25 protein-coding genes are annotated in these 25,648 nt (G+C 38.0%); 4 read left to right on the top strand and 21 right to left on the bottom strand.

Features of this window, described 5'->3' with window-relative positions; translation table 11 throughout:
* Positions 1-11: 11 nt before the first annotated feature.
* The 14 genes from DCC39_RS14235 to mutY form a co-directional block, all read right to left on the bottom strand.
* Positions 12-947: an ABC transporter permease gene (locus DCC39_RS14235; protein WP_116555567.1), complete on the bottom strand. Its 936-nt coding sequence runs from the start codon at positions 945-947 to the stop codon at positions 12-14.
* 79 nt (positions 948-1,026) lie between these two features.
* Entirely contained in the window at positions 1,027-2,646 is a 1,620-nt protein-coding gene (locus tag DCC39_RS14240; protein ID WP_165820886.1) for an ABC transporter substrate-binding protein, read from the bottom strand.
* A 153-nt stretch (positions 2,647-2,799) separates the two neighbouring features.
* Positions 2,800-4,281: an aldehyde dehydrogenase family protein gene (locus DCC39_RS14245; protein WP_116555569.1), complete on the bottom strand. Its 1,482-nt coding sequence runs from the start codon at positions 4,279-4,281 to the stop codon at positions 2,800-2,802.
* A 115-nt stretch (positions 4,282-4,396) separates the two neighbouring features.
* Positions 4,397-5,191 carry an enoyl-CoA hydratase/isomerase family protein gene (locus tag DCC39_RS14250; protein WP_116555570.1) on the bottom strand — a complete coding sequence of 265 codons (795 nt, stop codon included), beginning with the start codon at positions 5,189-5,191 and terminating at the stop codon, positions 4,397-4,399.
* 35 nt (positions 5,192-5,226) lie between these two features.
* The gene (locus DCC39_RS14255; RefSeq protein ID WP_116555571.1) at positions 5,227-5,643 is read right to left on the bottom strand and encodes a PaaI family thioesterase; all 417 of its coding nucleotides are present in this window, start codon (positions 5,641-5,643) and stop codon (positions 5,227-5,229) included.
* 304 nt (positions 5,644-5,947) lie between these two features.
* Positions 5,948-6,892, bottom strand: a complete 945-nt coding sequence (locus DCC39_RS14260) for a phosphotriesterase family protein (RefSeq protein WP_116555572.1) — start codon at positions 6,890-6,892, stop codon at positions 5,948-5,950.
* Between the two features lie 37 nt (positions 6,893-6,929).
* On the bottom strand, positions 6,930-8,240 hold the full coding sequence (locus DCC39_RS14265) for a TRAP transporter large permease (protein WP_116555573.1): 1,311 nt from the start codon (positions 8,238-8,240) through the stop codon (positions 6,930-6,932).
* A gap of 41 nt (positions 8,241-8,281) precedes the next feature.
* Positions 8,282-8,743: a TRAP transporter small permease gene (locus DCC39_RS14270; protein WP_116555574.1), complete on the bottom strand. Its 462-nt coding sequence runs from the start codon at positions 8,741-8,743 to the stop codon at positions 8,282-8,284.
* Positions 8,744-8,877: 134 nt separating this feature from the next.
* Complete coding sequence (locus tag DCC39_RS14275) at positions 8,878-9,966, bottom strand: TRAP transporter substrate-binding protein (protein ID WP_165820887.1); 1,089 nt, start codon at positions 9,964-9,966, stop codon at positions 8,878-8,880.
* Positions 9,967-10,027: 61 nt separating this feature from the next.
* Positions 10,028-11,089: an LLM class flavin-dependent oxidoreductase gene (locus tag DCC39_RS14280; RefSeq protein WP_116555576.1), complete on the bottom strand. Its 1,062-nt coding sequence runs from the start codon at positions 11,087-11,089 to the stop codon at positions 10,028-10,030.
* A gap of 918 nt (positions 11,090-12,007) precedes the next feature.
* On the bottom strand, positions 12,008-12,211 hold the full coding sequence (locus DCC39_RS14285; protein WP_205948520.1) for a gamma-type small acid-soluble spore protein: 204 nt from the start codon (positions 12,209-12,211) through the stop codon (positions 12,008-12,010).
* A 75-nt stretch (positions 12,212-12,286) separates the two neighbouring features.
* Positions 12,287-13,036: an enoyl-[acyl-carrier-protein] reductase FabL gene (fabL, locus tag DCC39_RS14290; protein ID WP_116555577.1), complete on the bottom strand. Its 750-nt coding sequence runs from the start codon at positions 13,034-13,036 to the stop codon at positions 12,287-12,289.
* Between the two features lie 17 nt (positions 13,037-13,053).
* Entirely contained in the window at positions 13,054-13,812 is a 759-nt protein-coding gene (locus DCC39_RS14295) for an SDR family NAD(P)-dependent oxidoreductase (protein ID WP_116555578.1), read from the bottom strand.
* Positions 13,797-14,885 carry an A/G-specific adenine glycosylase gene (gene mutY, locus DCC39_RS14300; protein WP_116555579.1) on the bottom strand — a complete coding sequence of 363 codons (1,089 nt, stop codon included), beginning with the start codon at positions 14,883-14,885 and terminating at the stop codon, positions 13,797-13,799. Before mutY ends, DCC39_RS14295 begins: the two co-directional genes overlap by 16 nt.
* A 304-nt stretch (positions 14,886-15,189) precedes the next feature.
* Between mutY and DCC39_RS14305 the strand changes: the two genes are divergently transcribed.
* On the top strand, positions 15,190-16,173 hold the full coding sequence (locus tag DCC39_RS14305; protein WP_116555580.1) for a metal-dependent hydrolase: 984 nt from the start codon (positions 15,190-15,192) through the stop codon (positions 16,171-16,173).
* On the opposite strand, the gene DCC39_RS14310 is transcribed toward DCC39_RS14305, so the two are convergent.
* Positions 16,170-16,481, bottom strand: a complete 312-nt coding sequence (locus DCC39_RS14310) for a YfhH family protein (protein WP_116555581.1) — start codon at positions 16,479-16,481, stop codon at positions 16,170-16,172. The two genes, DCC39_RS14305 and DCC39_RS14310, sit on opposite strands and share 4 nt — an antisense overlap.
* A gap of 15 nt (positions 16,482-16,496) precedes the next feature.
* Positions 16,497-17,309, bottom strand: a complete 813-nt coding sequence (gene recX / locus DCC39_RS14315; protein ID WP_165820888.1) for a recombination regulator RecX — start codon at positions 17,307-17,309, stop codon at positions 16,497-16,499.
* A gap of 269 nt (positions 17,310-17,578) precedes the next feature.
* On the opposite strand from recX, the gene DCC39_RS14320 reads away from it, so the two are divergent.
* Together DCC39_RS14320 and DCC39_RS14325 are read left to right on the top strand one after the other, a co-directional pair.
* Positions 17,579-18,478 (top strand): TIGR01777 family oxidoreductase, encoded by a 900-nt coding sequence (locus DCC39_RS14320; RefSeq protein WP_116555583.1) that lies wholly within the window; start codon positions 17,579-17,581, stop codon positions 18,476-18,478.
* Between the two features lie 44 nt (positions 18,479-18,522).
* Positions 18,523-19,434 (top strand): EamA family transporter, encoded by a 912-nt coding sequence (locus DCC39_RS14325; protein ID WP_116555584.1) that lies wholly within the window; start codon positions 18,523-18,525, stop codon positions 19,432-19,434.
* Positions 19,435-19,542: 108 nt separating this feature from the next.
* On the opposite strand, the gene DCC39_RS14330 is transcribed toward DCC39_RS14325, so the two are convergent.
* From DCC39_RS14330 to DCC39_RS14345, 4 genes are all read right to left on the bottom strand, one after another.
* Positions 19,543-19,926: an EMC3/TMCO1 family protein gene (locus DCC39_RS14330; RefSeq protein WP_116555585.1), complete on the bottom strand. Its 384-nt coding sequence runs from the start codon at positions 19,924-19,926 to the stop codon at positions 19,543-19,545.
* 55 nt (positions 19,927-19,981) lie between these two features.
* A complete protein-coding gene (locus tag DCC39_RS14335; protein WP_116555586.1) occupies positions 19,982-21,052 on the bottom strand; it encodes a DUF4179 domain-containing protein in 1,071 nt (356 codons plus the stop codon).
* Positions 21,015-21,575 carry a sigma-70 family RNA polymerase sigma factor gene (locus tag DCC39_RS14340; protein ID WP_240613659.1) on the bottom strand — a complete coding sequence of 187 codons (561 nt, stop codon included), beginning with the start codon at positions 21,573-21,575 and terminating at the stop codon, positions 21,015-21,017. Before DCC39_RS14340 ends, DCC39_RS14335 begins: the two co-directional genes overlap by 38 nt.
* Positions 21,576-22,059: 484 nt before the next feature.
* On the bottom strand, positions 22,060-23,262 hold the full coding sequence (locus DCC39_RS14345) for a DEAD/DEAH box helicase (protein WP_205948521.1): 1,203 nt from the start codon (positions 23,260-23,262) through the stop codon (positions 22,060-22,062).
* 122 nt (positions 23,263-23,384) lie between these two features.
* Between DCC39_RS14345 and DCC39_RS14350 the strand changes: the two genes are divergently transcribed.
* The gene (locus DCC39_RS14350) at positions 23,385-24,578 is read left to right on the top strand and encodes a CapA family protein (RefSeq protein ID WP_116555587.1); all 1,194 of its coding nucleotides are present in this window, start codon (positions 23,385-23,387) and stop codon (positions 24,576-24,578) included.
* 44 nt (positions 24,579-24,622) lie between these two features.
* On the opposite strand, the gene DCC39_RS14355 is transcribed toward DCC39_RS14350, so the two are convergent.
* Positions 24,623-25,468, bottom strand: a complete 846-nt coding sequence (locus tag DCC39_RS14355; protein WP_165820889.1) for an alpha/beta hydrolase family protein — start codon at positions 25,466-25,468, stop codon at positions 24,623-24,625.
* Positions 25,469-25,648: the final 180 nt, after the last annotated feature.

A 25,648-nucleotide genomic window follows, 5' to 3' on the forward strand; every position in this document is an offset into this window, starting at 1 on the left:
TTTTTCGTTATTTAACTAGGTCTAATTTTGGGATTCACGATTGAATAAGTAATATCAATAATCAAATTTACAATAATAACTAGAGCAGCAAACAATATTAAACATCCCTGAAGAATTGGAAAGTCTCTCGTAGTAATTGCTCCCACCGCTAAACTACCTAGACCTGGACGGCTAAAAATAGTTTCTGTAATAACAGCACCACTTATCAATGCCGTAATGTCTAAACCGATCACTGTAATTACAGGAATTAAACTATTTCTAAGTGCATGTTTAAAAATGACTATTCCAGTCGGTATACCTTTAGCTCGTGCTGTCCGTATATAGTCTTGGTTTACTTCCTCAAGCATACTTGCTCGAGCAATTCTCATAATAACAGCAGAATTAATAAGACCAAGAGTAAAAGAGGGTAGAATTAAATGATACATTGTTCCTAAAAAACCTTCCCCTGCTCCCATAGAAGGAAGCAAGTCTATCTTAAGAGAAAAAATGAGTATAAGTATAATGCCTAGCAAAAAAGCAGGTATAGATACCCATGTAATGGACACTATCCTCACCACAGTATCTATGAATGAATTTGGTCTCAAAGCAGATAAAATCCCACTAGGAATGCCAATTAAACTACCAATAAAAATACTAGTTAAAGTTAGAATTATCGTAGGGCTAAAATTGCTTGCAATCAGGTTAATAACCGGAGTTCCAGATGCTATAGATAAACCAAAATCACCACGTAAAATATCTCCCCAAAAAACTAAATACTGTTGCCATATTGGTGCGTTTAACCCCATTTGCTCACGCAAATTATTCAAAGCTTCCTCGGTTGCATTATCACCTAAAATAGCTAATGCAGGATCTCCGGGAAGAACCCGGAGAGTAAAAAATATCAAACTTAGAGTGATAAACATAGTAGGTAATGCGACTAACAATCTGCGAATGAGGTAGTAAATCAAAATTAATCACTCCATTCTTATATTCATTGTCTATTCCCGACACACGATTAACGCTATAGCCTTTTTTTGAGTTAAAAAATCACTCTTGCAGATCTGTCATCTCATTAAGTGGATAAAAGTAATTCAATGTACCTTCTAATTCATAACCTAGCTGAACACCTTTCCGTCTTATAAGTACATTTTTTGATTCAACAAGAGGAACTACCACATACTCTTCCATAATTTGTTTTTGAATTTGCTCGTAAAGATCCTTCGCTTTTGTTTCATCCAATTCTCTTCCAGCTAGTTCAATTAATTTGTCTGATTTGTTATAATGTGAAAAATTAAGTTTTGCTGTCGATTTTCCAACCGTTGACGGACCATAATAGTGATCATCCATCGCAAAGGCTGCATGAGGTTTAGTAGCTCTGCCATAGAGAACAAGCCCATTTAAATTGTCTCTGATATTAGCTCCATACGTAGCTACGTCAACTTTTTGGAGTTCCATATTAATACCCACCTTCCTAAGCTCTTCCTGAATATATGTCATAAATTGAACATAGTTCGGCCTAGCACTTAAAAACTGTGGGGGAAGTGTCAAACCATCAGGAAACCCTGCTTCCGCTAATAATTTCTTTGATAGGTCAGGGTCATATTTAGGAACTCCGACATCCGAATACCCAAATAAGTCACTGCCTATAGGTCCTGTAGCTATTTGTCCTGATGAATAAGATCCGTAAACCTCTTGTACAAATGCATTCATATCTATAGCATGAGCAATAGCTTTTCTTATCAATAAGTTATCAAATGGCTCCATTGATGTATTAAGAAAAAGTCCCCAATAAACATTAGGTCCTACAATATCCAGTTCAAACTTGTTATTGTTTTCCATTTTTTGCAACCATAATTGATCAGTTTCTCCAACAGCCATTTGGAGTTCACCTTTCTCTAAAGCTACATCTATTGCATTTCGATCACTCATAACTAGATACTCAATCCTATCTAATTTAGGCTCCCCTCGAAAATAATCAGGGTTTTTTTCTAGGACAACTTTTTCATCTTGTTTAAATTCTTTAAGCATAAAGGGTCCTGTACCTATTGGTTTAGTCATTGAATCCTTGCCAGCTTCTTCTATTGCTTCTTTTTTGACAATAGCACCGGCAGAGCCATCCGCTAATATACGTTGTAAAAAAGCTGAATCTGGATGTTTTAATTTAAAAATAACTGTATAAGGATCGGGAGCCTGAATCTCTTCTATAACAGTTAGCTCTGAGTGAAATCGCGAGCCTACCTCAGGGTTAAGGAGTCTTTCAAAAGTCCACTTCACATCATCTGATGTAAGCTCCCCATAACCATGATGCCACTGTACCCCTTTATGAAGGTGAAAAGTCCATTCGGTCCCTTCCGAATTACTCTCCCATGAATCCGCTAGATCCCCCACAATTTCAGAAACTGATCCAGGCTTAAAACGAACTAATCCATTAAACATTGGTTGACTAATTGTAAGATCCGATGCAGTTGAATTGAAATGTGGATCCAGCCTAGTTGCACCGGCAGCTAGGGCAATTTTTAACACTTTTTCTTGCTCAACCTTCGTTTCGTTTGACTCTCCTGACTCTTGCTGCTCCACTTTCTGGTTCGATGTACAACCGACCATTATAAGGATAGAAACAAGCATTAAAAACATTCCCATCTGTTTCCATTTAAAAAATGTCAACATTGTAAATCCCCTTTTTAATCGTTTATTTCCTTTCATATATCAAAATATGAGGAATATTGTAAATATTTTAGTTTGTGAAGAAGACCGGATATTTCCGGCCTTATTCAACATTCATGCGAACGTTCTAGAAATGGATTCTTATTAAAAATTTTATCAATCCATATTAACGAAAACACTTTTGACTTCTGTATAGTTATCTAGTGCATAAGAGCCCATTTCTCGTCCACTTCCAGACTGTTTAAATCCACCAAATGGCGCTGCAGCATCTACGACATTGTAACAATTGACCCACACAGTTCCAGCCTGTAATTTACTTGCAACATAGTGTGCATTTCGCACATTTTCAGTCCAAACAGCAGCCGCAAGACCATATGACGTATTATTAGCTCGTGCAATCACTTCATCCAAATCATCAAATGGCATAGCTACAAGAACCGGACCAAAAATTTCTTCCCTAGCAATGGTCATTTCATCTTCTACCCCAGCGAATATGGTAGGTTCTACAAAGTACCCATTTTCAAATGGACTACTTCCTCCGGTTAAAATTTCAGCACCTTCTTCTTTACCTTTTTCAATATAATTCATAACACGATTTTGCTGAACATTGGAAATAAGCGGTCCCATTTGAGTGTTTGCATCAATACCTGGGCCCTGTTTAATGGCTTTCGATTGAGATACAAGATCGGCAACTACATTATCGAATGCTTTCTTCTGAACAAAAAGGCGGGATCCTGCTGTACAAACTTGTCCTTGGTTAAACATTATGCCCATAAGAGCGCCTGGTGTTGCTTTTGACAAATCTGCATCCGGCAAAATAATATTCGGTGACTTTCCACCAAGTTCCAAAGTTACTCGTTTAACTGTATCTGCTGCTTGACGCATTATTTGTTTTCCGACTTGTGTTGAGCCGGTAAATGCAATTTTATTTACTTTTTCGTGCTTTACTAAAGGTTCACCCGCTGTTTTACCAAAGCCAGGTATAATATTAACTACCCCATCTGGAAAGCCTGCTTCTTGAAATAATTCAGCTAAGTAGAGGGCAGTTAGGGGTGTTTGTTCAGCGGGCTTCAGGACTACTGTACAGCCTGTCGCAAGTGCAGCCCCAAGTTTCCATGCCGCCATCAAAATTGGAAAATTCCAAGGAATAATCTGTCCAACAACACCAACTGGCTCATGTCTTGTATAATTAAAAAAATTCCCGTTGACTGGAATGGTTTGTCCAATTATTTTTGTAGACCATCCGGCATAATAACGAAAGTGCTCAATCGCTGTTGGCACATCAAAAAATTTTGATTCATTAATTGGTTTTCCATTATCGAGTGTTTCAAGTTGTGCTAACTCTTCTAGATTTTCTTCCATTAAATCGGCAAATTTATAAATAAGTCGGCTTCTTTCTGAAGCACTTAGCTTTGCCCATGGACCGTTGTCAAATGCTTCCCTCGCTGCCTCAACTGCACGATTGACATCTTCTTTTTCAGCTTCATGTACAATTGCTAAGACTTCGCCAGTAGCTGGGTTTCTTGTTTCAAAAGTTTTTCCGCTTGCTGATTCAACCCATTGGCCGTTGATGAAAAGTTTTTTTGGGCCTTCTAAAAACTTAACTACCTTAGGCCTTAAATTCATTGTTTTTTCCATATTTACCCCTCCGATGATTTTAATTTTAAATAAGTTTTTATTGTATAAAAACTAAGTTGATAGCTAGAGAACCACCTCCCTTTCAATTCTAGATTAGTTTTTATTTTTCCGTCTTTTATACATTTTGTTCGTTAAACCACTTAATAGTTTCTTTGAGTCCTAATTCATTAATTTTTTGATACATCATTTTTATTCCTTCTGCTGTATGAATAATCGCATCTTGTTCAGGACCGAATAAAAGAGCATTGCGAAATCCTTGTTGTTCCAATATCCGGTTATGCGCCTTTTTCTTTAATTTAAGGACATCTAATGGTGTCTTAGCGATCCCACGTGCTATATTCAATGTTTCCTCTTCTAAACTATCACCATCAAAACACCTTGCAGCGAAGCCATATTCAGTCGCTTCTTTTCCACTTATACGGCTACCCGCAGTCAAATCAAGAAGCTTTGCTCGTTGAGGGCCTACGTGCCAACCCCAATAGATTCCTACAAAACCACCGCCTAATGGCAAAGAAGGAAAGCCAAATTGGGCATCTTTATCAGTAATGACAATGTCACAACAAGCTAATAATTGAGTGCCTCCTGCAAGTGCATACCCTTGAACCTGAGCGATAACCGGCTTCGGAAATTCCCAAAGCCTAAGCCAGCGTCTTGTATAGTCTTCTAGATTATCTCTATCCTCCGTAACTGTTACTTGTGTATGTTCCACTACGTCATAACCTACGCTAAAAGCTCTACCTTCACCTTTAATAATAAGGACACTAATTTCATTATCTGCTTCTATTTCATCTAAAGCTTTATCAAAATCATTTAAAAGTTCCACACTAAGTGCATTTAATTTCTGTGGCCTATTCAAAATTAAATAACCAATTTTACCTATTCTTTCAATCAAAATATTTTTTTCAGCCATTTTTGTATCTCCTTAATCTTTTTTATTTATTACAATTAAGTAGCTCTTTCTATTACAGCGTATGTCGCTCTTCCTGTTGCCAAAAGCTTGCCTTCTTCATTTCTTATATCACCTGTACCAACAATCAGGGTTCTTCCTTTGTTTACCAATTTTCCTTCTGCCAATATTTTTCCCTTCGTTGCTGGCCTAAAATAGTTAATATTCATCTCAGCTGTAACAGATATTTTATTAGGCTCCAAAACTGATCTCACTGCAGTTCCAATAACTGAATCTATTAAAACAGAGAGAACACCTCCATGCACAACGTGCCCAGATTGTAATAAATCGTCAGTTACTGGTAAAGATAGCAGCGCAGTTCCATCGCCTATATCCTCAATTTGTACTCCAATTAATTTTCTAAACCTATTGTTTTCCATAAGCTGCTCTTCGGTTTCTATCAATTTGTTTTTCATTAAGATTCCACCCTTAAAATTTCTTAATATCTCATATCAACTGAGAAATTATACTGCCTCTCCCTTCCCTAAGAAACTTAAATAGATACTCGTTTTTGGCAAATATTAAATGCAAAATTTATGCCAAATTTAATAATTTTTGATTTTTATAAATATTCCCTTTAAAAGCCGACTTTACAGCCGACTTTACAGCCGACTTTTTTCATTTAATCGCTGATTTAATTTAATTTTTGTCTCATAAATAAAACGATGTTTTATAAATGAGACGCGTCAAAAAAATCATTAATAGTTGTCTATAAACTTATTAACCTTCAAACCACCGCTTTGGATTTTGGACCATCATCACATGAATATGTTCTTCTTTTACTCCTCTGCTTAACAATTCTGGAATAACTTCATCCAAAAGGAATGTCATTGACCATTTTGGGAGCAATCTTTTCTTTTTTGACTCAGGCTTTAACCGATCCGTTGTACAGCAATAATCTTGAGAAAGAAACAAGCGATCTACGTAACCTTTCTCTATCAAAGAAATTACAGTATCATTTCTTTGTTCAGTAGTAATCATTGTCGTAATACCGTAACGATCCAGTCCAACGTAGGCACCCCGGTCCAATATCTTGGAAATATAGTCGATATCATCTGTATCCCCACAATGCCCAATCAGAACATTCTTTGGGTTAACACCTTCATCTTCTAAAATATCCAATTGCATTAGTCCGGTACCGCTTGCTGGATGCGAATGGGTCATGATCGGAACTCCTGTCCTATGGTGGGCCTTTGCAACAGCACGGATAACTTTTTCGACATCAGGCGTTATACCTTGGTAATCAGTAGCGCATTTTAAGAATCCAGCTTTAATTGAAGTGTTCTGTATACCAACCTCAATATCTCGTATAAAAACTTCTGCCATAAAATTCTCATCTTCATTAATGAAACGAGTGGGAAGATAATGGAACGTAAAAATACCGGTCGCCGCTATTATTTGTACTCCTGTTTCAATTGCCACCCTTTCCATGAAACGTATGTCTCGAGCAAGTCCCATTACTGTCGGATCACAAATTGTTTTAATGCCGCGTTCCTTAACGTTTTTTACTTGCTCGACCGCCATCTGGAACTCATGTTCTTCGTCATACAAATGGGGAAACTGAAAGCGGGGTCCTTCCGAAGATGTCCGCAAGTGTTCATGGATTAGAGTACGCCCTAAATCGGAACTTTCAATTTTTCCGGTTATTGAATTTACAGAAACCATCTTTATACCCCTCTACTTAATATATTTTTCTTAAAATCTATGATTTTAACGTGTTGGGCAAATACAGTGCAATTTCAGGAAAAACGTATAGCAATGCGACTAAAACAAGAATAGGAATCATGAATATGAGGGCACCTTTAAAGATGTCTTTTAATTCCAATTCTTTAACAACTCCATTTAGCACAAAACAATTCATTCCAACCGGAGGCGAAATCAATCCCATTTCTACGACAAGCACAATAATTACACCAAACCAGATTAAATCGAAACCCATCGCTTCAATTAATGGCAATATGATAGGAATTGTTACAACGACCATTGACAGCGTATCCATAATCGCACCTAAAATAATGTACATTATCACGATTAAAATAAACAACATTGTCGGTGAAAGGTCTTTGGAAAACATGAAGTCAGATATTAAATGAGGTAGCCGGGTGATCGTTAATACGTAATTTAAAATAAATGCGCCAATAACGATAGCGAAAATAAACCCGGTAGTTTTAACGGTCTCAAAAATAGCTTCGTTCAGTTTTTTTATAGTTAGTTTTCTGCGAATTAGCGCAATAATAAAAGCCCCCAAAGCCCCTGCCCCGGCAGATTCGGTTGCGGTAAAAATCCCGGCGTAAATCCCGCCTATGACGACGATAAAAAGCAATATTATCCATATTGTTGATTTAAGAGAATTGAAGCGCTCTTTCCAGGTTATATTCTCTTCATTTGTTTTTGAAACCAAGTCTGGTTTTATAAGGCTGCTCACATAGATAGTGAGCATAAAGAGAAAAGTGAGTATAATTCCAGGTAGAATTCCCGCTATTAATAATCTCCCAATGGATTGCTCAGTCATCATTCCGTATATAATCATCATTGTACTAGGTGGAATAAGGATGCCCAGTGTGCCTCCAGCTGCAATGGAACCTCCCGTTAAGCTTTTCGCGTATCCAGCTTTTAACATTTCCTTTGATGCCATAACACCAATTGTGCCTGTTGTAGCCAAACTGGAACCAGATGCAGCGGCAAACATGGCTGACGATCCGATGGTTGCCATCGCCAAACCTCCCCTGAGCTTGCTTAGCCAATTCCGAAAAGCAGTGAATAATTCATTGCTTATTCCAGATGAATAAATTAGCTGTCCCATTAAGACAAATAAGGGTATGGTAGTTAACGTATAAGAATAACTGTTTTGCCATACGGTAGTGTCAAGGACTGATAACAATGTATTCCAATCCCTTAAATAAAGTATTCCAATACAAGCAGGGATTCCCATGGCAATTGCAATTGGTATCCTTAAAAACATTAAAACAAAAACAGCGATAATTACTATTAATCCCACGATAGAAATGGACATACATGAGCCCCCCAAGTTTAAGCTTGTTAACTAAAAATTTGTTACCTTTTGAAATTTAAAAATAGCTTCTTGAGAACTTCAAGCCCCCAGGCAAAAAAACCAATGATTAATAATATCCTAAAGGGATAAAAAGGGATTCCCAATACACTAGAATTTGATCCGAAGTTCATTTTGGCAATAAAGGACCAGCAAATCATAAAGCAAAAAACCGCAGTTAATAATTGAGCCAAAAAGATTAAAAGCGCTTGCATTTTGCGAGGAAACCTATCAAAAATCAAATCTATGGAAACATGTGAATCTGTTTTTTCAGTAAAGGCCAAAGATGTTACGATCAGTAGCACCATTATAAATTGAGCAAGTTCTATATCTCCTATAATAGGGTGTCCAATACTTCTAGTAATTGCAAACAAGGAAACAACGAACATCATGAGAAATGCAATAGCATATGCTAACCATTTATTTAGAGCAGTAATATAATCAATAGTTTTTACAATAAAGTTCACAGTAAGGTCTTCCTTTCAGTAGATATTAAATGTTTTAAAAGGAATGTGCTGGAAATTTAACCAGGGATGGAAACATCCCTAGTTAAGGATAAAATTATATTTAAATTTAGGCTTATTTTGTATGAATATTTTAACTAAAAAGGGACTTCAGAACCTTCTTCTTTTAACAATTGTTTGAAGTAATCCATCATCTCTTCGCCCGGATAACCTTTTTCATTTGCCCTTTTCACCCAATCATCCCACACTTTTTTAGCTGGTTCCTTAAATTTAGTTAACTCCTCTTCATTCGGAATTATGACACTGCCTCCCTTATCTTTTACTCTATTCTCAAACTCTGTAATAGAATTTTCCATTGATTTTGTATAAAGTTCTGCCATCAAGTCTTGATGCTTAGGGCCTATCTTTTCTATGAAGAGCTGCTGTATATCCTCAGGCATTTTATTAAAAATATTTGCATTTATAAAAAGGCCATTATTGTTTGTTCCTAAATCGAGTTTTATCAAATGAGAAGTAACTTCGTTTAAATTAAAGCCTATTGCTCCGGTCGTATTGTAAATAACGTCATCAACCATTCCTTTTTCAACAGATTCATATAACTCTGTATTAGATACATTTACCGGGCTCGCTTCCCAATTTTGAATTAAGGAATTTATAACACTGAATGTACTACTAATTTTTCTGTGTTTTAAATCTTCAACTTTTTCAATCGGATCAGTGCTATAAAGCTGGGCTGTGTCTGTCGATGACGCCCCTAACCAAACTACATCATCTTTAAACGTATCTTTCATATACTTGTCAAAATATTTATTCATTACACTTACTGATATATTAGGAGTTTCAATGGCAAAAGGTAAATTTGCAATCGTTAACGGAAATAATATATCATTACTATCTGTTGCTGGATATAATAATCCAATTTCAAAAACTCCACCGCTAATATCGTCATAACCTGATGCCGGAGAACCAAGTGCCGCATTAGGGAATTGATTGATCTTTACTCTGCCATCTGTAACTTCATCAACGTATTCAATCCAAGGCTCAACAATTTCTTTTGTATATGGATGAGTAGGTGTTGCAAGGTTATTATAGTTTAACTCGATTACTTCCTTACTTTGGTTTGATGATGAGTCAGATGCTGACTTTTCTGAGTTGTTGCCACATGCGGCTAAAATCACGATAATGCTTGCCATCAACAAAAACTTTAAACTAAAATAATTTTTCATGAGAAACCCCCCATTATTATTTGATTCCATCAATTTTTTTAATTTTAAAGCTTGAGATTTTTTACTTTGAATGCGAAATACTATAACTACCTTTAAAGTGTGGCATAACTTCTTTCGAAAACAGTTGCATTGCTTTTAATACTTGTTGTTGAGGCTGACCTCCACAGTTAAACCAGCAAATAATATTATTCAATCCTGTTTCTTCTCTGAACTTTTTAATATCATTAATGGTTTTTTCTGACGAGCCGATGAAAGCATTTCCTGATTTTAAAAAATCATCATAATTTAGATGTCGGTCTCTATCCACCACTCCAAATGTCGGACGATTGTCTCTTACACTCATGTACCACATTAATCCCTTTTCGTATTCTTTAGCAGCTTGCTCAGTAGTTTCTGCGACATTAAAAAATAATAGCTTACCGGAACGCGAAATGGCCTTTTCTACATATTCTTGGGAATAACCTGCTTCCAAGGCCGTTTTTCTATACAGGGAAATTTTATGCATTGTGTCCTCATTCGTAATTCCTCCAAGTACAAACGAATGGCCTTCCTTTGCAGCTTTAACTATTGAAGCGTCATTGCCTGAAACCATTACAAAGATCGGGGGGCCTTGTTTTTGAACAGGACGTGGATAAACCGGAACATCCTGAATGTTATAGAATTTGCCTGAATATGAAACCCTTTCATTTTGAAAAGCCGCTTTTATAATATCCAAAGACTCTTCATACTTGTCATGCCTTTGTTCGAAATCTATATTGTATGCTTCAAATTCGTAGGCATCATAACCTTTTCCAACCCCAACATACAAGCGTCCATCGCTGATCACATCGACTAAATTCATGTCTTCTGCTACTTGAAGCGGATGATGCAATGGCAATCTCGTAACTGCTGAACCAAGCATGATTCGTTTGGTCTGGGCAGCTGCAGCTGCCATGTAAACTGCTGTTGAACTGACGACCCCATATTTTCTTGCGTTATGTTCTGCAATCCAAGCTGTGTCAAATCCCAATTCATCTGCTTCTCTGATTTGCTCAAGACCATCTCTTAATTCTTCTGCATCTGTTTTCCATGGAGCTACCGAATTTAAAAAAAATAATCCGAAATTCATATTTTTTTCTGACATTTCAAATCAACTCCTAAATCGCTTAGTTATTTTTATACAGACTATTAAATAAAAGACTGTTACAAATTCAATCTTCTATCAAAATAAGTACAAGAACATATCATTGACGTTTTTGATACTTACTTTTTACTTATCATTTTCACATTTTATTTCTAAAAAGCGCTTTCAAAGAATTAAGTTACTACTGAGTTTTACTTTGATTCTTTGAAATCCTTAGATAAAAGTTTTTCACGTTTAATATTCTACAGTTCATATCTTTGGCCCCCTTTATTTAATATCTCTTGAGAAACATACGATTACCCAATTAACAAAGATTAACAATGACTTATCTATTTCTCTTATTGTAGATTTTAATATCCTCCCCCTTCTTTTGAAAAATGAGTTTTAAAGTTTTGTTTATTCTCAAATGCAAAAACCATGCCAAGAATTAATTATTTATAAATAAAAAAGCGGCTGAAAGATTTTTAATAATTTATTTTTGTGAAACTCTTTTGTGAAACTCTATTTAATAAATAAAAAATTATAATATTCTTGAAAAGCATTTCTTTATTTCTTATAAATAATTTCATAAATTAGAGTAAATTTTTGTTTCATTTTTGATTTACTCGTTTCACAAATGAGTCGAAAAAGTGACTAAGCTCCTTTTGATCCAAAAGTTTAGCAATTAGCAATTCCGACTATTGTGTTTACAGAAATAATTTAGATGCGAATCCTTTCTATAGATTCAAACAAGGAATTATGGCTTCGTTTTTTTTGGTTTGTCTAACGGGAACGAGAAAAAATCCGTGGAGATAAGGCATTGTAGAAATGGGCTTTCCCATTTCAAAATATAAAGCGAGAGAAGAAAAACGTGAAGCTTTCCTCTCTCGCTTTCATTTAGGAACTTATTAGACAGCCCCTATGCCTGTTTCTGTTGTTTTACTGTTGTGGGTTTTGCGTGGATTGCTGTTTACGAGCCTGAGATTGTTGGTTTTTTTGTCTCACGCTTTGTGCATCTGTTTCGCTTCCGAATTCAGCTTGAAATTGACCAGCTTGTTGGCCAGGTTGCTGATTTGCAGATTGAGCGTTTTGCTGACGCACTTTTTGTACATTCGTGCCAGCTTGTGACTTTTTATTTGGCATGTTTATCACCTCCACAGTTTTAATGTAACCAGGAGGTGAGTGTACTATCCAAACTTTTTGAAAAAGAAATAATAACTATGTTAATAATGAGATTCCTCCATCAACAATCAATGTTTGGCCTCGAATCATGGAAGCTTCTTCTGATAATAAAAACATAACGACATTTGCCAAGTCTTCCATTTTTACGATCTTGCCGGCAGGTGTTCGGCTTAAAGCGTCTTCCAACAGTTCTTCTCTATTCGGAAAATGGGTTAACGCATCTGTATCGACAACCCCGCCGGAAACGGCATTCGCAATGATATTTTTTGGAGCCAGTTCAACTGCCAAATATCTTGTTAATGCCTCAAGAGCCGCTTTTGACACGCCGACAGCAGTGTAGTTATCGAGCACTCGGATTGATCCGATGGAACTCATGCTTACAATTGTCCCTCCGCCGTTTTTTTCCATTAGCTTTGCAGCTTCCTGGGCACAAAAAAGCAATGCCTTGCTATTGATATCCATTGTCCAATTCCAATGGGATTCTTCCAGTTCCATCAGGGGGCGGAGCACACCAGAGGCCGCGTTGTTTACCAAAATATCCAAACGGCCGAAATATTCATCAATTTGCTGGAACATTTCTTTCACTTTATCGACTTTGCCGACATTGCACTTTATAACGAGGACATCGCTGCCTAATTTTTTTAATTCATCGGCTGTCTCCTGTGCGGCACGTTTGTTGCGTGCGTAATTAATGACAAGATCGTAGCCTTTTTCTGCGAGCCGGGTGGCAATGACTTTTCCGATGCCACGGCTGCTTCCAGTGACAAGCGCCACTTTTCGATCCATTACTATTCCCTCTTTCCTTAAAAATTGCTTTTTGATTGGCCGCCGTCAACGTTAATTGTTGCTCCGACGACCCATGATGCTTTGTCTGATGCAAGAAATAGCACAACATTTGCCACTTCTTCAGCTGTGCCAAAACGTCCGGCGGGAATTTTTTCTTGAACGAACTGATTCATCGCTTCCGGATCTGCTTCAACCCTTGTTTGCCATACCGATGTCGGATGAAGAATTGAACCTGGCGCAACACCATTGACGCGAATGCCGTCTTTAATCGCTTCATCAGCCATTGCTTTTGTGAAGCTGATTGCCGCTGCTTTTGCAGCATTATACGTCGGTTTGCTGCCTGACTCGCGTCCAGATATTGAAGTAATATTAATAATGGCACCGTTCTTTCGCTCTTTCATTACCGGAAGAACGAGCCGGCTTAGATCAACTGTTGAGAAAAAGTTTAATTCCATCGCATCTCTAAATAAATTCAACTCTGTTTCGGCAACTGTTGAGCCGTTGCTTCCCCCAACATTGTTAATTAAAATATCGATCGTACCCCATTTATCCAAAACTACGTCAACCAGTTCTTTCCTTGCAGCTTCGTCCTTCATATCTCCTGCATATGTAAAAATCGTTTCCATTTCATCTTGGCATTGCTCTAACTCTTTCTTATTTCTTGCCGTAATTGCAACTTTTGCTCCTTCGTCATAAAATGCCTTTGCGATGGCTTTTCCAATTCCTTTTGATCCGCCTGTAACCAAAACAACTTTTCCGTTTAATCCGAGTTCCATTTTACAAGCCTCCTTATTATTTTTTTATGTGACACTGAAAACGGGAAACGCTGAAGTTCTTGAAGGTTCACAAGCTTTATTTCCTCATTTTCCATAACATTGTTATTAAATGTTCCGCGAAAAACGGAAAGTTCCCATTTAATATGCGAAAAAACATGGTCGAAATCCATGATCTCTTCATGAAGAACAGCATTCAACTGGCATTCATTTTTAAAAAAAGATTGGAGCTGCTCTTTATAATCTTTCCCTGCTTCAACTTCACAATTTGGAAATTCCCACAAGTTGGCAAGCAAACCTTCTTTCGGACGTCGATTAATCAAAAATTTACCTTTCGCATTCTCAAGCACAGCAACTGCAATTTTCACAGGCTTTGGAGGCTTCTTTTTGGCCTTGACTGGCAACTGCTCCTGCATTCCTTCATGGAAAGCGCGGCATTCTTTTTGAACCGGACAGAGAAGACAAGCAGGAGATGTCGGTGTACAGACGATAGCACCCAATTCCATAAGTGCCTGATTAAAGTTTGAAGCTGAATCGGGAGGAATCATCTCTCTTACTGCTTGTTCAAATATTTTTCTTGTTTTCGCCTTGGCAATGTCTTCTTCAATGAATAAAATTCTTGAAAGGACACGCATCACATTACCGTCAACGGCGGGAACGGGTTTATTGTAGGCAATACTTAAAATTGCCCCGGCGGTATAAGGGCCAACGCCTTTTAACGTCGCAATCTCATCTTCAGTATCAGGTACAACCCCTCCGTAGCTTTCTTTCACTTCCCGAACAGCTGTCTGAAGATTTCTTGCTCTTGAATAATAACCGAGTCCTTCCCAAGCTTTTAAGACCTTTTCCTCACCAGCTTCCGCCAATGCTTCTATCGTTGGAAACTCTTCTAAAAATCGTTCGAAATAAGGAATCACCGTTTCCACTCTCGTTTGTTGTAGCATAATTTCCGACACCCAAATGTGATACGGATCTTTCGTTCTTCTCCAAGGTAAATCCCGTTTGTGGCGCGAAAACCAGGAAAGCAAATCTTTTTGAAATGTCTCTATATCAAAATTGTCAAGAAAATTAAACATTTGCCTTATTAATTCCTACTTTCTTTTCGTGTTAAAATGAAAGAATAAAATAGCTATTAGTATTTGTGTTCAAAAAGGAGGACAACGAGAGGCAAGAAGGTCGAGGAAGCGTAGCTCTGAGCAACACAGCGTATGTTTGTAGGATACGTGAGTAGCGGAAGAGCAAGCTGACGATGAGATTCGCAGCCTATCGTTCCCGGACTTTTTGAACAACCTCTAATACATCATCTTAATCAAAGTTTAATATTATACGTAGCAAAAAACGGGTATAACTATAAGAGTGCGCAACTGGGAGGAACGAATCATGGATACTGGCACACACATTGTAATGGGAATAGCACTCGGAGGTTTGGCAACATTGGATCCTGTCGTTTCTCAAGATCCGACTCTGCAACACGCGGTATTAGCCGGCACGATTATCGGCTCTAACGCACCGGATTTCGATACGATTTTAAAGTTGCGGAACAATGCCGTCTATTTGCGCCATCACCGCGGAATTACCCATTCCATTCCTGCCGTATTGCTATGGCCTATTTTAATTACTTTGGCGATTTATACGATTGCACCGACTCTAAACGTGCTTCATATATGGCTTTGGACATTTTTGGCCGTTTTCCTGCACGTATTTGTCGATTTATTTAACGCATATGGAACGCAAGCTTTTAGACCCTTTAGTAAAAAATGGGTCGCGCTTGGCATTATTAACACATTTGACCCGTTTATTTTCTTCACTCACATAGGTTTTATCGGTCTATGGCTTCTTGGATCAGACCCGGGTCCTTTATTTTTAACGATGTATGTGATCATCATTGTCTATTATTTATGGCGAATTTACGTCCATCGCCTGCTTATCAACCAAGTGAAGCGTAAGATTGACAACGCAGAAGAGATTATCGTTTCACCGACACTTAACTGGAATAAATGGCTTATCGCTGTGAAAACAAAAGAAAAATTTTATGTCGCTCACGCGAATAAAATGCAAATTTCCATTTTGGATGTATATAACCGTAAACCCGTTCCTCATACGCCAGTCATAGATGCTGCAAAAAAAGACACGAATCTTTCTGCTTTTCTATCCTTTTCTCCTGTATACCGTTGGGAAATTGATGAATTTCAAAACGGCTATGAAGTCCGGTTTATTGATTTAAGGTACCGAAGTAAAGGACATTATCCGTTCGTTGCCGTCGTTAAGTTGAATGAGGATTTACGTGTGACCCAGTCCTATACAGGCTGGGTGTACAGCCCCGAACGGCTAAGGAAAAAATTAAAAACAGTTAATGATTATTAGACGTTTTCTAACATGGAAATCGGGTATGCAGCCAATTCATCGCTATCCTTTTTATAACCCCAGGCGAACGTTCCTTTAAAATATGAAATGGTCAGCGTTTCGCCTGGTTCATCTTTTATCGGGTAAGTCTCCCCTTTTTTAAAGTCGTCCGGATTGACTAAATAAGCTTCCGCCATGACTATTTTCCTTTTCAAGACAGCGACTTCATTGATAATTCCCATCTGTTCCGCTTTTTTCGCCTTCTCATTCAATTGGGCGATTTCATTTCTCAACTCGACTTCTGTCATTTCACTATATCTTTTTTCCATTTTTTTGCTCCTACCTCAATTGGTTTCATGATTAAAATCAAGCAGTGCTTGTTCGATATCTGAAATTTGGAATCCTTTTCCGTATAAATATTGTTTCATGCGCCTATTGTATTCGGCGCCCTCATACTTTTTGTAGCGCCGATGGGCTTTTTCTGCCTGGATGCGAAGCGCTTCACGTTCCTCATTTTTGTCCTGTAGCGGCATATCGTTCAGTGCTTCCTGGATAATTTCCAACGGGAATCCTTTTTGCTGGAGCTGCATTCCTAGTTTTCTTATTACTTCCTTTTGGGAATTCTTACGGTATTGCCCGGTTTTTTTCTGTATGAACCGGACGGCGGTTTCAAGCTGCTCATCGGCTGTAAATTCCCGAAGTGCCTCTTCAATATGAGTTTCAGCGATCCCTTTATTGTTGAGCTCCCTTTTCAGCAATAGGGGGCCTTTTGTCAGCAACCTCTTTTTTTCACGCACATAGCTTTTTGCATACAACAAATCATTAAGATAGCCGTTTGCTTTTAACTTTTCGATAACAATGGGGATAATCGCTTCATCAACTTCTTTTTTTTTCATATAGCTAATCATTTCATGCTCGGTGCGCATCCGGTAAGATAAATAAGAAAGACTTAAATTGTGTGCTTTTTGAATCTTATCTTCCCGAAGAATCTCTTGAACGGCGGCTTCATTGATTTCAAGGCCTTTCCGTAATCCAAAACGAATGAGCGTGTCCTCATCAACACCGAAACCAAATGCCTCGCCTGAACCGTCATCAATGTAAACGGAGTAGCGGACTTTGTTATTTTTTTGTGATGAAATTTTCGTGATTACAGCCACCAGAACCACCTCATCCTCAAGTTTATCATAACTGGCGCTCTCATATCAGCAGCAGTTTTCATGATAAAGCGAGACTTTAATCAGTGGGGGTTTTCTTCATCCCCCGCTGATTAATAGCGAGACTTATCAGGGAATTAGCGTCCGTTATCCCCCACTTAGACTTCTTCGTTTCCCTTAAGCCTTGAAGTGGGGGTCTTACGGACGGTTGCACCGTGATAAAAAAAGCTCGCTTTGATATATTTGAATAAAAAGGGAAGGAACGAAAATCGATGAAAATTGCGATAGCCGGAGGAACTGGGCTTGTCGGCAGTGCGTTGTGTGACATGCTGCTGGCTGATGGCCATGAATTAATAATTTTGACTCGAAATCGAGACGGCAAACAGGGAAAGGATGGCCTCACCTATGTCGAATGGCTGAACGAAAACAGCCATCCTGAGAAAAATCTTGAAGGTGTTGAGTGTATCGTAAATTTAGCTGGAGAGTCCATCAACAACCGCTGGACAGAATCAACGAAACGAGCGATTCTTCAGAGCAGGCTGGACGCCTCAAGTGAAATTGCTCGCCTCATTAGTAAACTGGACGACAAACCAAGAGTCTATATTCAAGCCTCTGCGATTGGGTATTATGGTACGTCTGAAACGGATCAGTTTACGGAAAAAAATTCACATGCTGGTTCGGATTTTTTAGCGCATGTTGTTTCGGAATGGGAAAAAGCAGGAGAAAAGATCGATAAACAAGGGGTAAGAACTGTTTATATGCGTTTCGGAGTCATTTTAGACAATAGAGGAGGAGCATTGCCCCGAATGGTCCTGCCGTATAAATTATTCGCCGGAGGTAATATTGGAAGCGGAAACCAGTGGCTTTCATGGATTCATATTGATGATGTTTGCCGGCTCATCCTTTTTGCCATCGAAAACGAAACCATGGAGGGGGCGGTAAATGCTACTTCTCCCAACCCGAAGAAAATGGGAGAATTCGGAAAAACGATTGGAAGCATTTTGCACCGCCCACACTGGATCCCACTACCAGCTTTTGTCCTTAAAGCCTTGCTTGGAGAAATGAGCATGCTTGTCCTTGAAGGGCAATATGTCTATCCCGAAAAAGCGGTTCAGCATGGCTTCCAATTTCAATATGAAAACCTTCAAAACGCGCTTCAAGACTTATTATGATAAGATATGGATGCAAGATTGAGTGATAGAGAGAGGGCAACAGAATGACACGTTGGCAAGCAAGCTTCATTTTCACAATTGGGGCTGGACTATTCGGCTTTACCCCTATTTTTGTAAAACTTCACTTAGCTGCGGGATACACATTATCCAAGTTAATTGTTTCCCAAATGATTATCGCGGCAACAATCTTATGGCTCATTGCATGTTTCAAAAAAAAGAAACTCCGTTTAACAAGAAAAACAATCCTATCTTTGATGTTGGCTGGCACCCTTAACGGAATAACCGGAATTTTTTATTATAACTCCATGAAATATGTGCCGGCTTCCGTTGCGATTGTTTTGCTGTTCCAATTTGTTTGGGTTGGTGTCTTGTATGAATGGATCCTAGATAAAAGGCGCCCAACACTTCCAACATATGTAACTGTTGTGCTAACACTAATCGGCGTCTTGTTTGCAGCAAACATTTTTACCGATGATTTTTCAAATCTTCCTTTTCTTGGAATTCTATTTGGATTAATTTCAGCCTTTACATATGCCGGCTTTATTTTTGTTAGCGGACGTGTCGCAACGCAAACAGATCCTTTGCTTCGAGCCCCTTTAATGATTACGGGGTCATTAATTTTGGTTCTTATTGTTTTTCGTCCCGCTTTTTTATTTACTGATGAAGTTTTTCATTCTTTTTGGCTATATGGATTGGGCGGTGCGCTTTTTGGTGCCGTTTTTCCGCCGCTCTGTTTTTCAATAAGCGCTCCACATCTCCCTTCAAGTTTGGCTACGATACTCGGTTCAGTTGAACTGCCAGTTGCCGTCGTCGCTGCAAGTATCATCTTGTCAGAACAAGTAACCGTTTTACAATGGTTTGGGATTGTGCTTATTTTATTTGCCATTTCATTTAACGAAATTCGCTCAGGCATCCTTCATCTTATAGATAAAAAGAAATCGAATGTAACGGAGTAAATGTAAAAAGCTTGGGAAACATAGCATTTCTCAAGCTTTAAAGCAATTCCAGAATCAGTTTCTTTTTTTAAGAACACCTACAGGCAGAGAACAACTACCTCACTAATTCTATTGGCGTTCGTAACGGCTTTCTAGTTCGAATATTCGTTGTTCTAATTGTAGTTGTTTGTGTTCAATAAAATTGATTTTCTTATTTACGTAATTGCGATTATTGTCTAGTTTTTCACTGTTTTGTATAACTAACTTTTCAAGAGTTTCAAATCGTTCATTTGCTTCGTTTCGAAATTCACGCATTTCCCCCTGGAATTCACGCATTTCCCCTTGGAATTCATGCATTTCCCCTTGGAATTCACGCATTTCCTCTTGGAATTCACGCATTTCCTCTTGGAATTCACGCATTCCCCCTTGGAATTCACGCATTTCCTCTCGAAACGCCTTTTGTTCCTTTTGTTCTTCCAATAAAGTTTGTAACATTTCTAGGATTTTTTCCATTTATGTAAAACCCCCTTTAATTCATAAAATATTTATTCTATTATAACAGGTAATTTTATTTTTTAACTAAAGAAACTGTAAAGCTGTCAAACGAGAGTTCGCTGTTTTCGAACTGTTTTAAATCAAAAATCATTTTATTTCCCTCTTCATCAATTTCTGTTATCTTACCTTCTTTCGGTAAATTAAAGTAAGGTGAAATTGTTAGTTCCTTTACATCTTCAGAAATCGGATTAAAAATATCATTGCCTTCAAGATATATTGTCCCCTCTTCTGAAGAACCAAAGCTACTGCCTGTGTTATGCACTATTTCGTTCCCCATGTCATCTTTAATGCGAAACTCGATAACATTCGACAATTGCTGCAAAAGAGCATCCTCTTTTAATACTTTTTTATAATTTAACTTGAGCCCGGATGGACTATTAACGATTTCCGTAACAGACAAGTGGATCCCAGCGACCTTTTGTTCATAATTTGTCACGATCGTCTGCACATTCGGCTTCGTTTGAACAGGAATGAAAAATTCCCATTTTTCACCTTCTGCCCCTTTAAATACAGCATTTAATGAAAACTCTTCCGATAAGTCTTTCATCGAATGAATCGTCACGATTCCGGTGTAATGTTTTGGTACCGATTCGTTTAGTTCATTGCCTATCCCGTAAGCAATAGGCTCTCCGTTCACAAAAAAGTCCATTGAATCAATATAATCCTCACTCATTGGTTTTTTAGATTCTAATGAATAGCTTAATGTAAAACGGCTCCCATCATAAAAAACTTCATCTATCGTTAATGTCTTATCACCGATTGTCTTTGACTCACCGATAATTTGCGTTAAACCTAAATCGCTCATTTTTGCTAAACCTGGGTCGCCAAATTCACTAAAAACCGATCCGATAATTGGAAGTTTAGCTAAAACACTTGCTGTAGCAGGTGAAACAGTTGCTAAACCTATTAACAAACCGATCGAAGCAATCATAGCACTGGCACTGTATATGAACTTTCTACGCAAAGAGCGTTTTCCTTTTTCCGCATGCTCTTCCACCGTTTTCAAAATAATTTTATCAAGCTTTTCCGTTGGCACGGGGATATCATTAATTTGATCTTTGAAAAACGGAATTTTTTCTGTCATCTAAGTAAACTCCTTTCATTTTTTGCTTTAAGCTTTCTAATCCACGGCGAATGTTTGTTTTTACTGTTCCTTCTGGACAACCAAGAATAGCTGCAATTTGCCCAATTGTATAATCTTCGTAATAACGTAAGAGCAAAACCGTTTTGTATTTTCCGTTAATTTCAGCCAATGCTTCAAGTAAATCTAGCTGTTCTTCCGGTTTGATTGTTTCTGATTCACTTAAGTTTTCCAAAACATCATGGCTCATTGGAACAACTTTTTTCTTTTTTCTTAAAGCATCAATGGCTTGATTAATTAAAATCCGCGTCAGCCATGTTGAAAAATAACGATTGTTTTTTAACGAAGAAATCGACTTCAATGCTGCATAAACGGTTTCTTGAAAAACTTCCAACGCATCTTCTTCATCTTTCATATAGACAAACGCCATTCGATATAACTTTTCTTTATCCTCGTTAATCAATACTTGAAACGCCTCTGTATCACCCTTCTTCGCACGAGCAACGAGCTTCATTTTTGTAGTCAACGTCTATCCTCCTTTCCTTCTCATTTATTAGAGGGGGTTCTGCTACAAAATGATTCAAATACTTTGAGTAACTTTAAAGAATAAACGTAAAAAGCGACTCCCACTCAAGAAGTCGCTTCAATTCGTTGTATGGTGCTTTTTAATTGACATAGAATAGCAAAAAGATGTAATGCGAACTACCTGCCACCTACGCTTCGTTTAGAATGAAGGTTCTTTAGCCACTTTTTAAATTCTTCATCTTGGGTATTGCTCCTTGTTTCAAAAGCTACGTTCAATTCGTGGATAAAGTTTGGATCAAATTGATTTTCCTTCATTTGCTGCTTAAGATTTTTTGTCTTCCATCTAAACAGGTCTTTTATAAACTCTTTGCTCCATTCAAACGTTCACCCACCGTTATATTTCAAACAATTCAAAATTATAGTAGCAAATAAAAATCCTAATTGGTGATTTATAACTTTCCAAAAGAGATAGCTGCGTATTTGGGCTATCTCTTTGGTTTTGTTCTCTTTTGTGATCTGGCATTTGGCGTTTTATTGTATTTTTTTAACACTGGCTTTTCGTCTCTAATTTTCCCTCCATATAACACTTTTCGATGGACAGGAATATTCAAATCACGCGAATATTTTTTCAATACCCTTTCTTCACTTGCAGTCACAATCGAAATAACAGTACCTTCAGCTCCCATCCGCCCTGTTCTTCCCGAACGGTGGATGTATTGATTGGCGTTTTCAGGCAAGTCAAAGTGGATCACATGGCTAAGCCCATCAATATCCAATCCCCTTGCGGCAAGATCAGTGGCCAAAAGCAAGGAATAATCTTTGCTTCTAAACTTTTTAATCGCTTCTTCTCGTTCCCGCTTGCTCGATTCGCTGTGAAGAATCCCTGCTTCTATCCCTTTATATGCCAGTTTTGCTGCGATTACATTCAAATTTCCAACATCTCTGAAGAAAGCAAGGGCTGATGATACGTGCCCTCTCATTAAACTTCTTAGAATGTCGATTTTTTCTCTTTTATCGCAAACAAAATAGAGATGGTTCACTTTTTTTGCGGTTTCCTTATCTTTTTTAACTCTGATGAAGACAGGATCGTTCATGATTTCCTGGCCAATTTTCTCAACTGTTTCAGGCAATGTGGCGGAAAACATAACAATTTGGCGTTCTTTCATCGTTGCTTTCACGATCGTTTGGATCGTTTCCATATGTTCCGGAATAAGCAGTTGGTCCGCCTCATCGAGTACAATCGTTTTTACTTGATGCATTTTTAACTTTTTCATTTTGATAAGTTCAGCTACTCGGCCCGGAGTTCCAACTATAATCTGGGGATTTTTCTTTAATTTCTCAAGCTGCCTCTTTACATTTGCGCCTCCAATAAATGATGCTGAAAGCATGTCACCTTCTTTTGCCCATTGTTGGACAACGTCAAAAATTTGCATGACAAGCTCCCTTGACGGAGCCACAACTACAACTTGGGCATTCTTTTTTTCGGGTTTAATTTTATCTAATAAAGGAATTAAATAAGCGAGCGTCTTGCCAGTTCCGGTCGGAGATTCGGCAATTACATCTTTTCCTTCCGTAATAAGAGGAATCGTTTCTGTCTGTATATTCGTTGGCTTTTGAAAACCGGATTGTTTCCAAGCTTTTTGCAAAAACGGTTTCATTGAATGTAAAGACGGTGGAAATTTCTCCATTTCGTTTTCACTCTTTCTTCAAAAAATATAATTCTTACCAACCTATCATACCTTATTTATAGACGGACAAGAAACCTGCAGAATTATGTATATTACTAATTAACTGAAAAGGAAAAATAAACATGACGAAAAACAAAAAATTATTACAATTCATACCCCTACTATTTATTATTTTTGTTTCTTTAGGCTTGGCAGGATGTAACTTCTTAAAGCCAGAATCAGAAGAAGCGCCACCTTCTGAAGTGAATGAGGAAGAAAGCATTGAACAAGAGGAAGAAATAAAGGAACCTGAAACGATTATTACAAAGGCTACCGTTGCAGCAATCGGAGATGTCTTAATCCATGGTTCCATTTATCGTGACGCTCAAAAAGGAGGCACTTTTAATTTTGACAAAATGCTCGTTGATGTGAAGCCTTATCTAGAATCAGCTGACATTACAATTGCGAATCAAGAATCAATGATTGGTGGAAAAGAAATCGGCCTCTCCACCTATCCACAATTTAACAGCCCTTTTGAAGTCGGAGATGCACTAAAACGTGCTGGACTAGACATTGTCACGATTGCAAATAACCACACGCTTGATCGAGGCGAAAAAGCAGTTCTGAACGCCCTTGATCATTGGGATTCTCTAAATATCCCATATGTCGGCGCGTATCGAAGTGCAGAGGATCGAAATGAAATTCGAACGCTTAATAAAAATGAGATTACTTTTTCATTTTTAGCGTACACTTACGGTACGAACGGTATCCCGGTTCCAAAAGATAAGCCTTATCTTGTTAATCTCATTGATAAAGAACAGATAAAAAAAGATATTGAAGAAGCTAGAGAAAAATCAGATGTGATCGTTGTTAGCCTTCATTTTGGCATGGAATATGAACGGATGCCGAATGATGGACAAAAAAATCTCGTTCAGTTCGTCGCAGATGAAGGAGCCCATTTAATTATAGGCCATCATCCGCACGTTTTGCAGCCTGTTGACTATGTAAAAAGTGAAAAAGGACATGAAGCGTTTGTAATTTATTCCTTAGGAAATTTTCTGGCTGCCCAAGAAGCCCAGCATGATCAATATCGACGTACCGGCGGAATCTTACAGGTTGATGTGGGAAAAATCCAAACTGGTGACGAGACAACCATCCGCATCCTCTCACCTTCCTTTTTACCGACCTATATTCATTTTCAAAATTGGAAAAACTACCGGGTGCTTCCTATGTATCAAATAACCGATAAGGAATTATCAAATGCCCAGAAACATTATAAGGAAACAAAAGAACATATGTCTCAATTTGTTCCGGATTTGCACTTTATTGAACAATAATAGACTAAAAAACTCCTCACGCCATACAGTGAGGAGTTTGCCATTTAAGTCAGGCTTTTCTTTAAAAAAGTAACCGTTGCTTCTATCGCCTGCTGTAATTGCTCAGTTGGTTCTCCAAGTGGATGGGCAGCATTAAACGTATGATCTCCTCCTGGAATGATCTTGAGGGAATGCTGTTCTGCTGTTTCTTCCATTTTATACGCCCCGTTTACTAGCCCTTCGCTGTCGGCATCTCCTTGGATAATATGAACAGGGGCTTTCAAAGATTTCAATTTAGACAAAATATTAAACCTTTCTTTGTTTTTCTCGATGTCCTCAAAAACATTTGCTTTCAGAGGCATTTTAAGGCCTGTACGTTGATTAATGATATAACCGACGCCATTTTTGCGAATTTCCTCTTTTATATCTTCACCCCAGAAATCCACTTCAGACACACCATTCCATGTGACAACAGCCTTTATCTCCGGGTGCTCTGACGCAAAAATAATACTGTTTGCCCCGCCTCTGCTATGACCGATAATCCCAATTCGATCCATATCAAATTGCTCCGAAAAAGGCAATTTTTTTTCTGTCATATAATCAAGAAGAACTGAAAGATCTGCCTGCTCCCTTGAATATGTATTTATCGCAAATTTATCAAGCTCATCAAAGTCATCACTGCTTACCCCATTGCAGGAAAAATTGAAACGAATCGCATAAAAGTCTTTTCTTGCTAACTCATCCGCTAAATGGGGAAAGAAATTCCAATCTTTATATCCTTTAAATCCGTGGCAAATGATGATAACCGGCTTTTTCGTTCTTTCTTTAGGCGCATGAACCTCCCCGCGAAGATATAAATTATCTTCCAATGGAATAACAAAAGATTCACTCATTACTTCGCTTATTGACATACTAGCCCCTCCTTTTTTTATTATTGTATCAGAAATATTCAGAAAACTGAACAGACTAAGTTTCCAAAATAAAAATGGCATCAAGCTCTGTAATCGCCTTGATGCCAAAAATTAAAACTAAACATACATGACCCGCCGGGTCACAAACTTGGGATGAAAATGGTTCCATCCAATAGTTAC

The organism is Pueribacillus theae, from assembly GCF_003097615.1.
Taxonomy (GTDB): Bacteria; Bacillota; Bacilli; order Bacillales; family UBA6769; genus Pueribacillus; species Pueribacillus theae.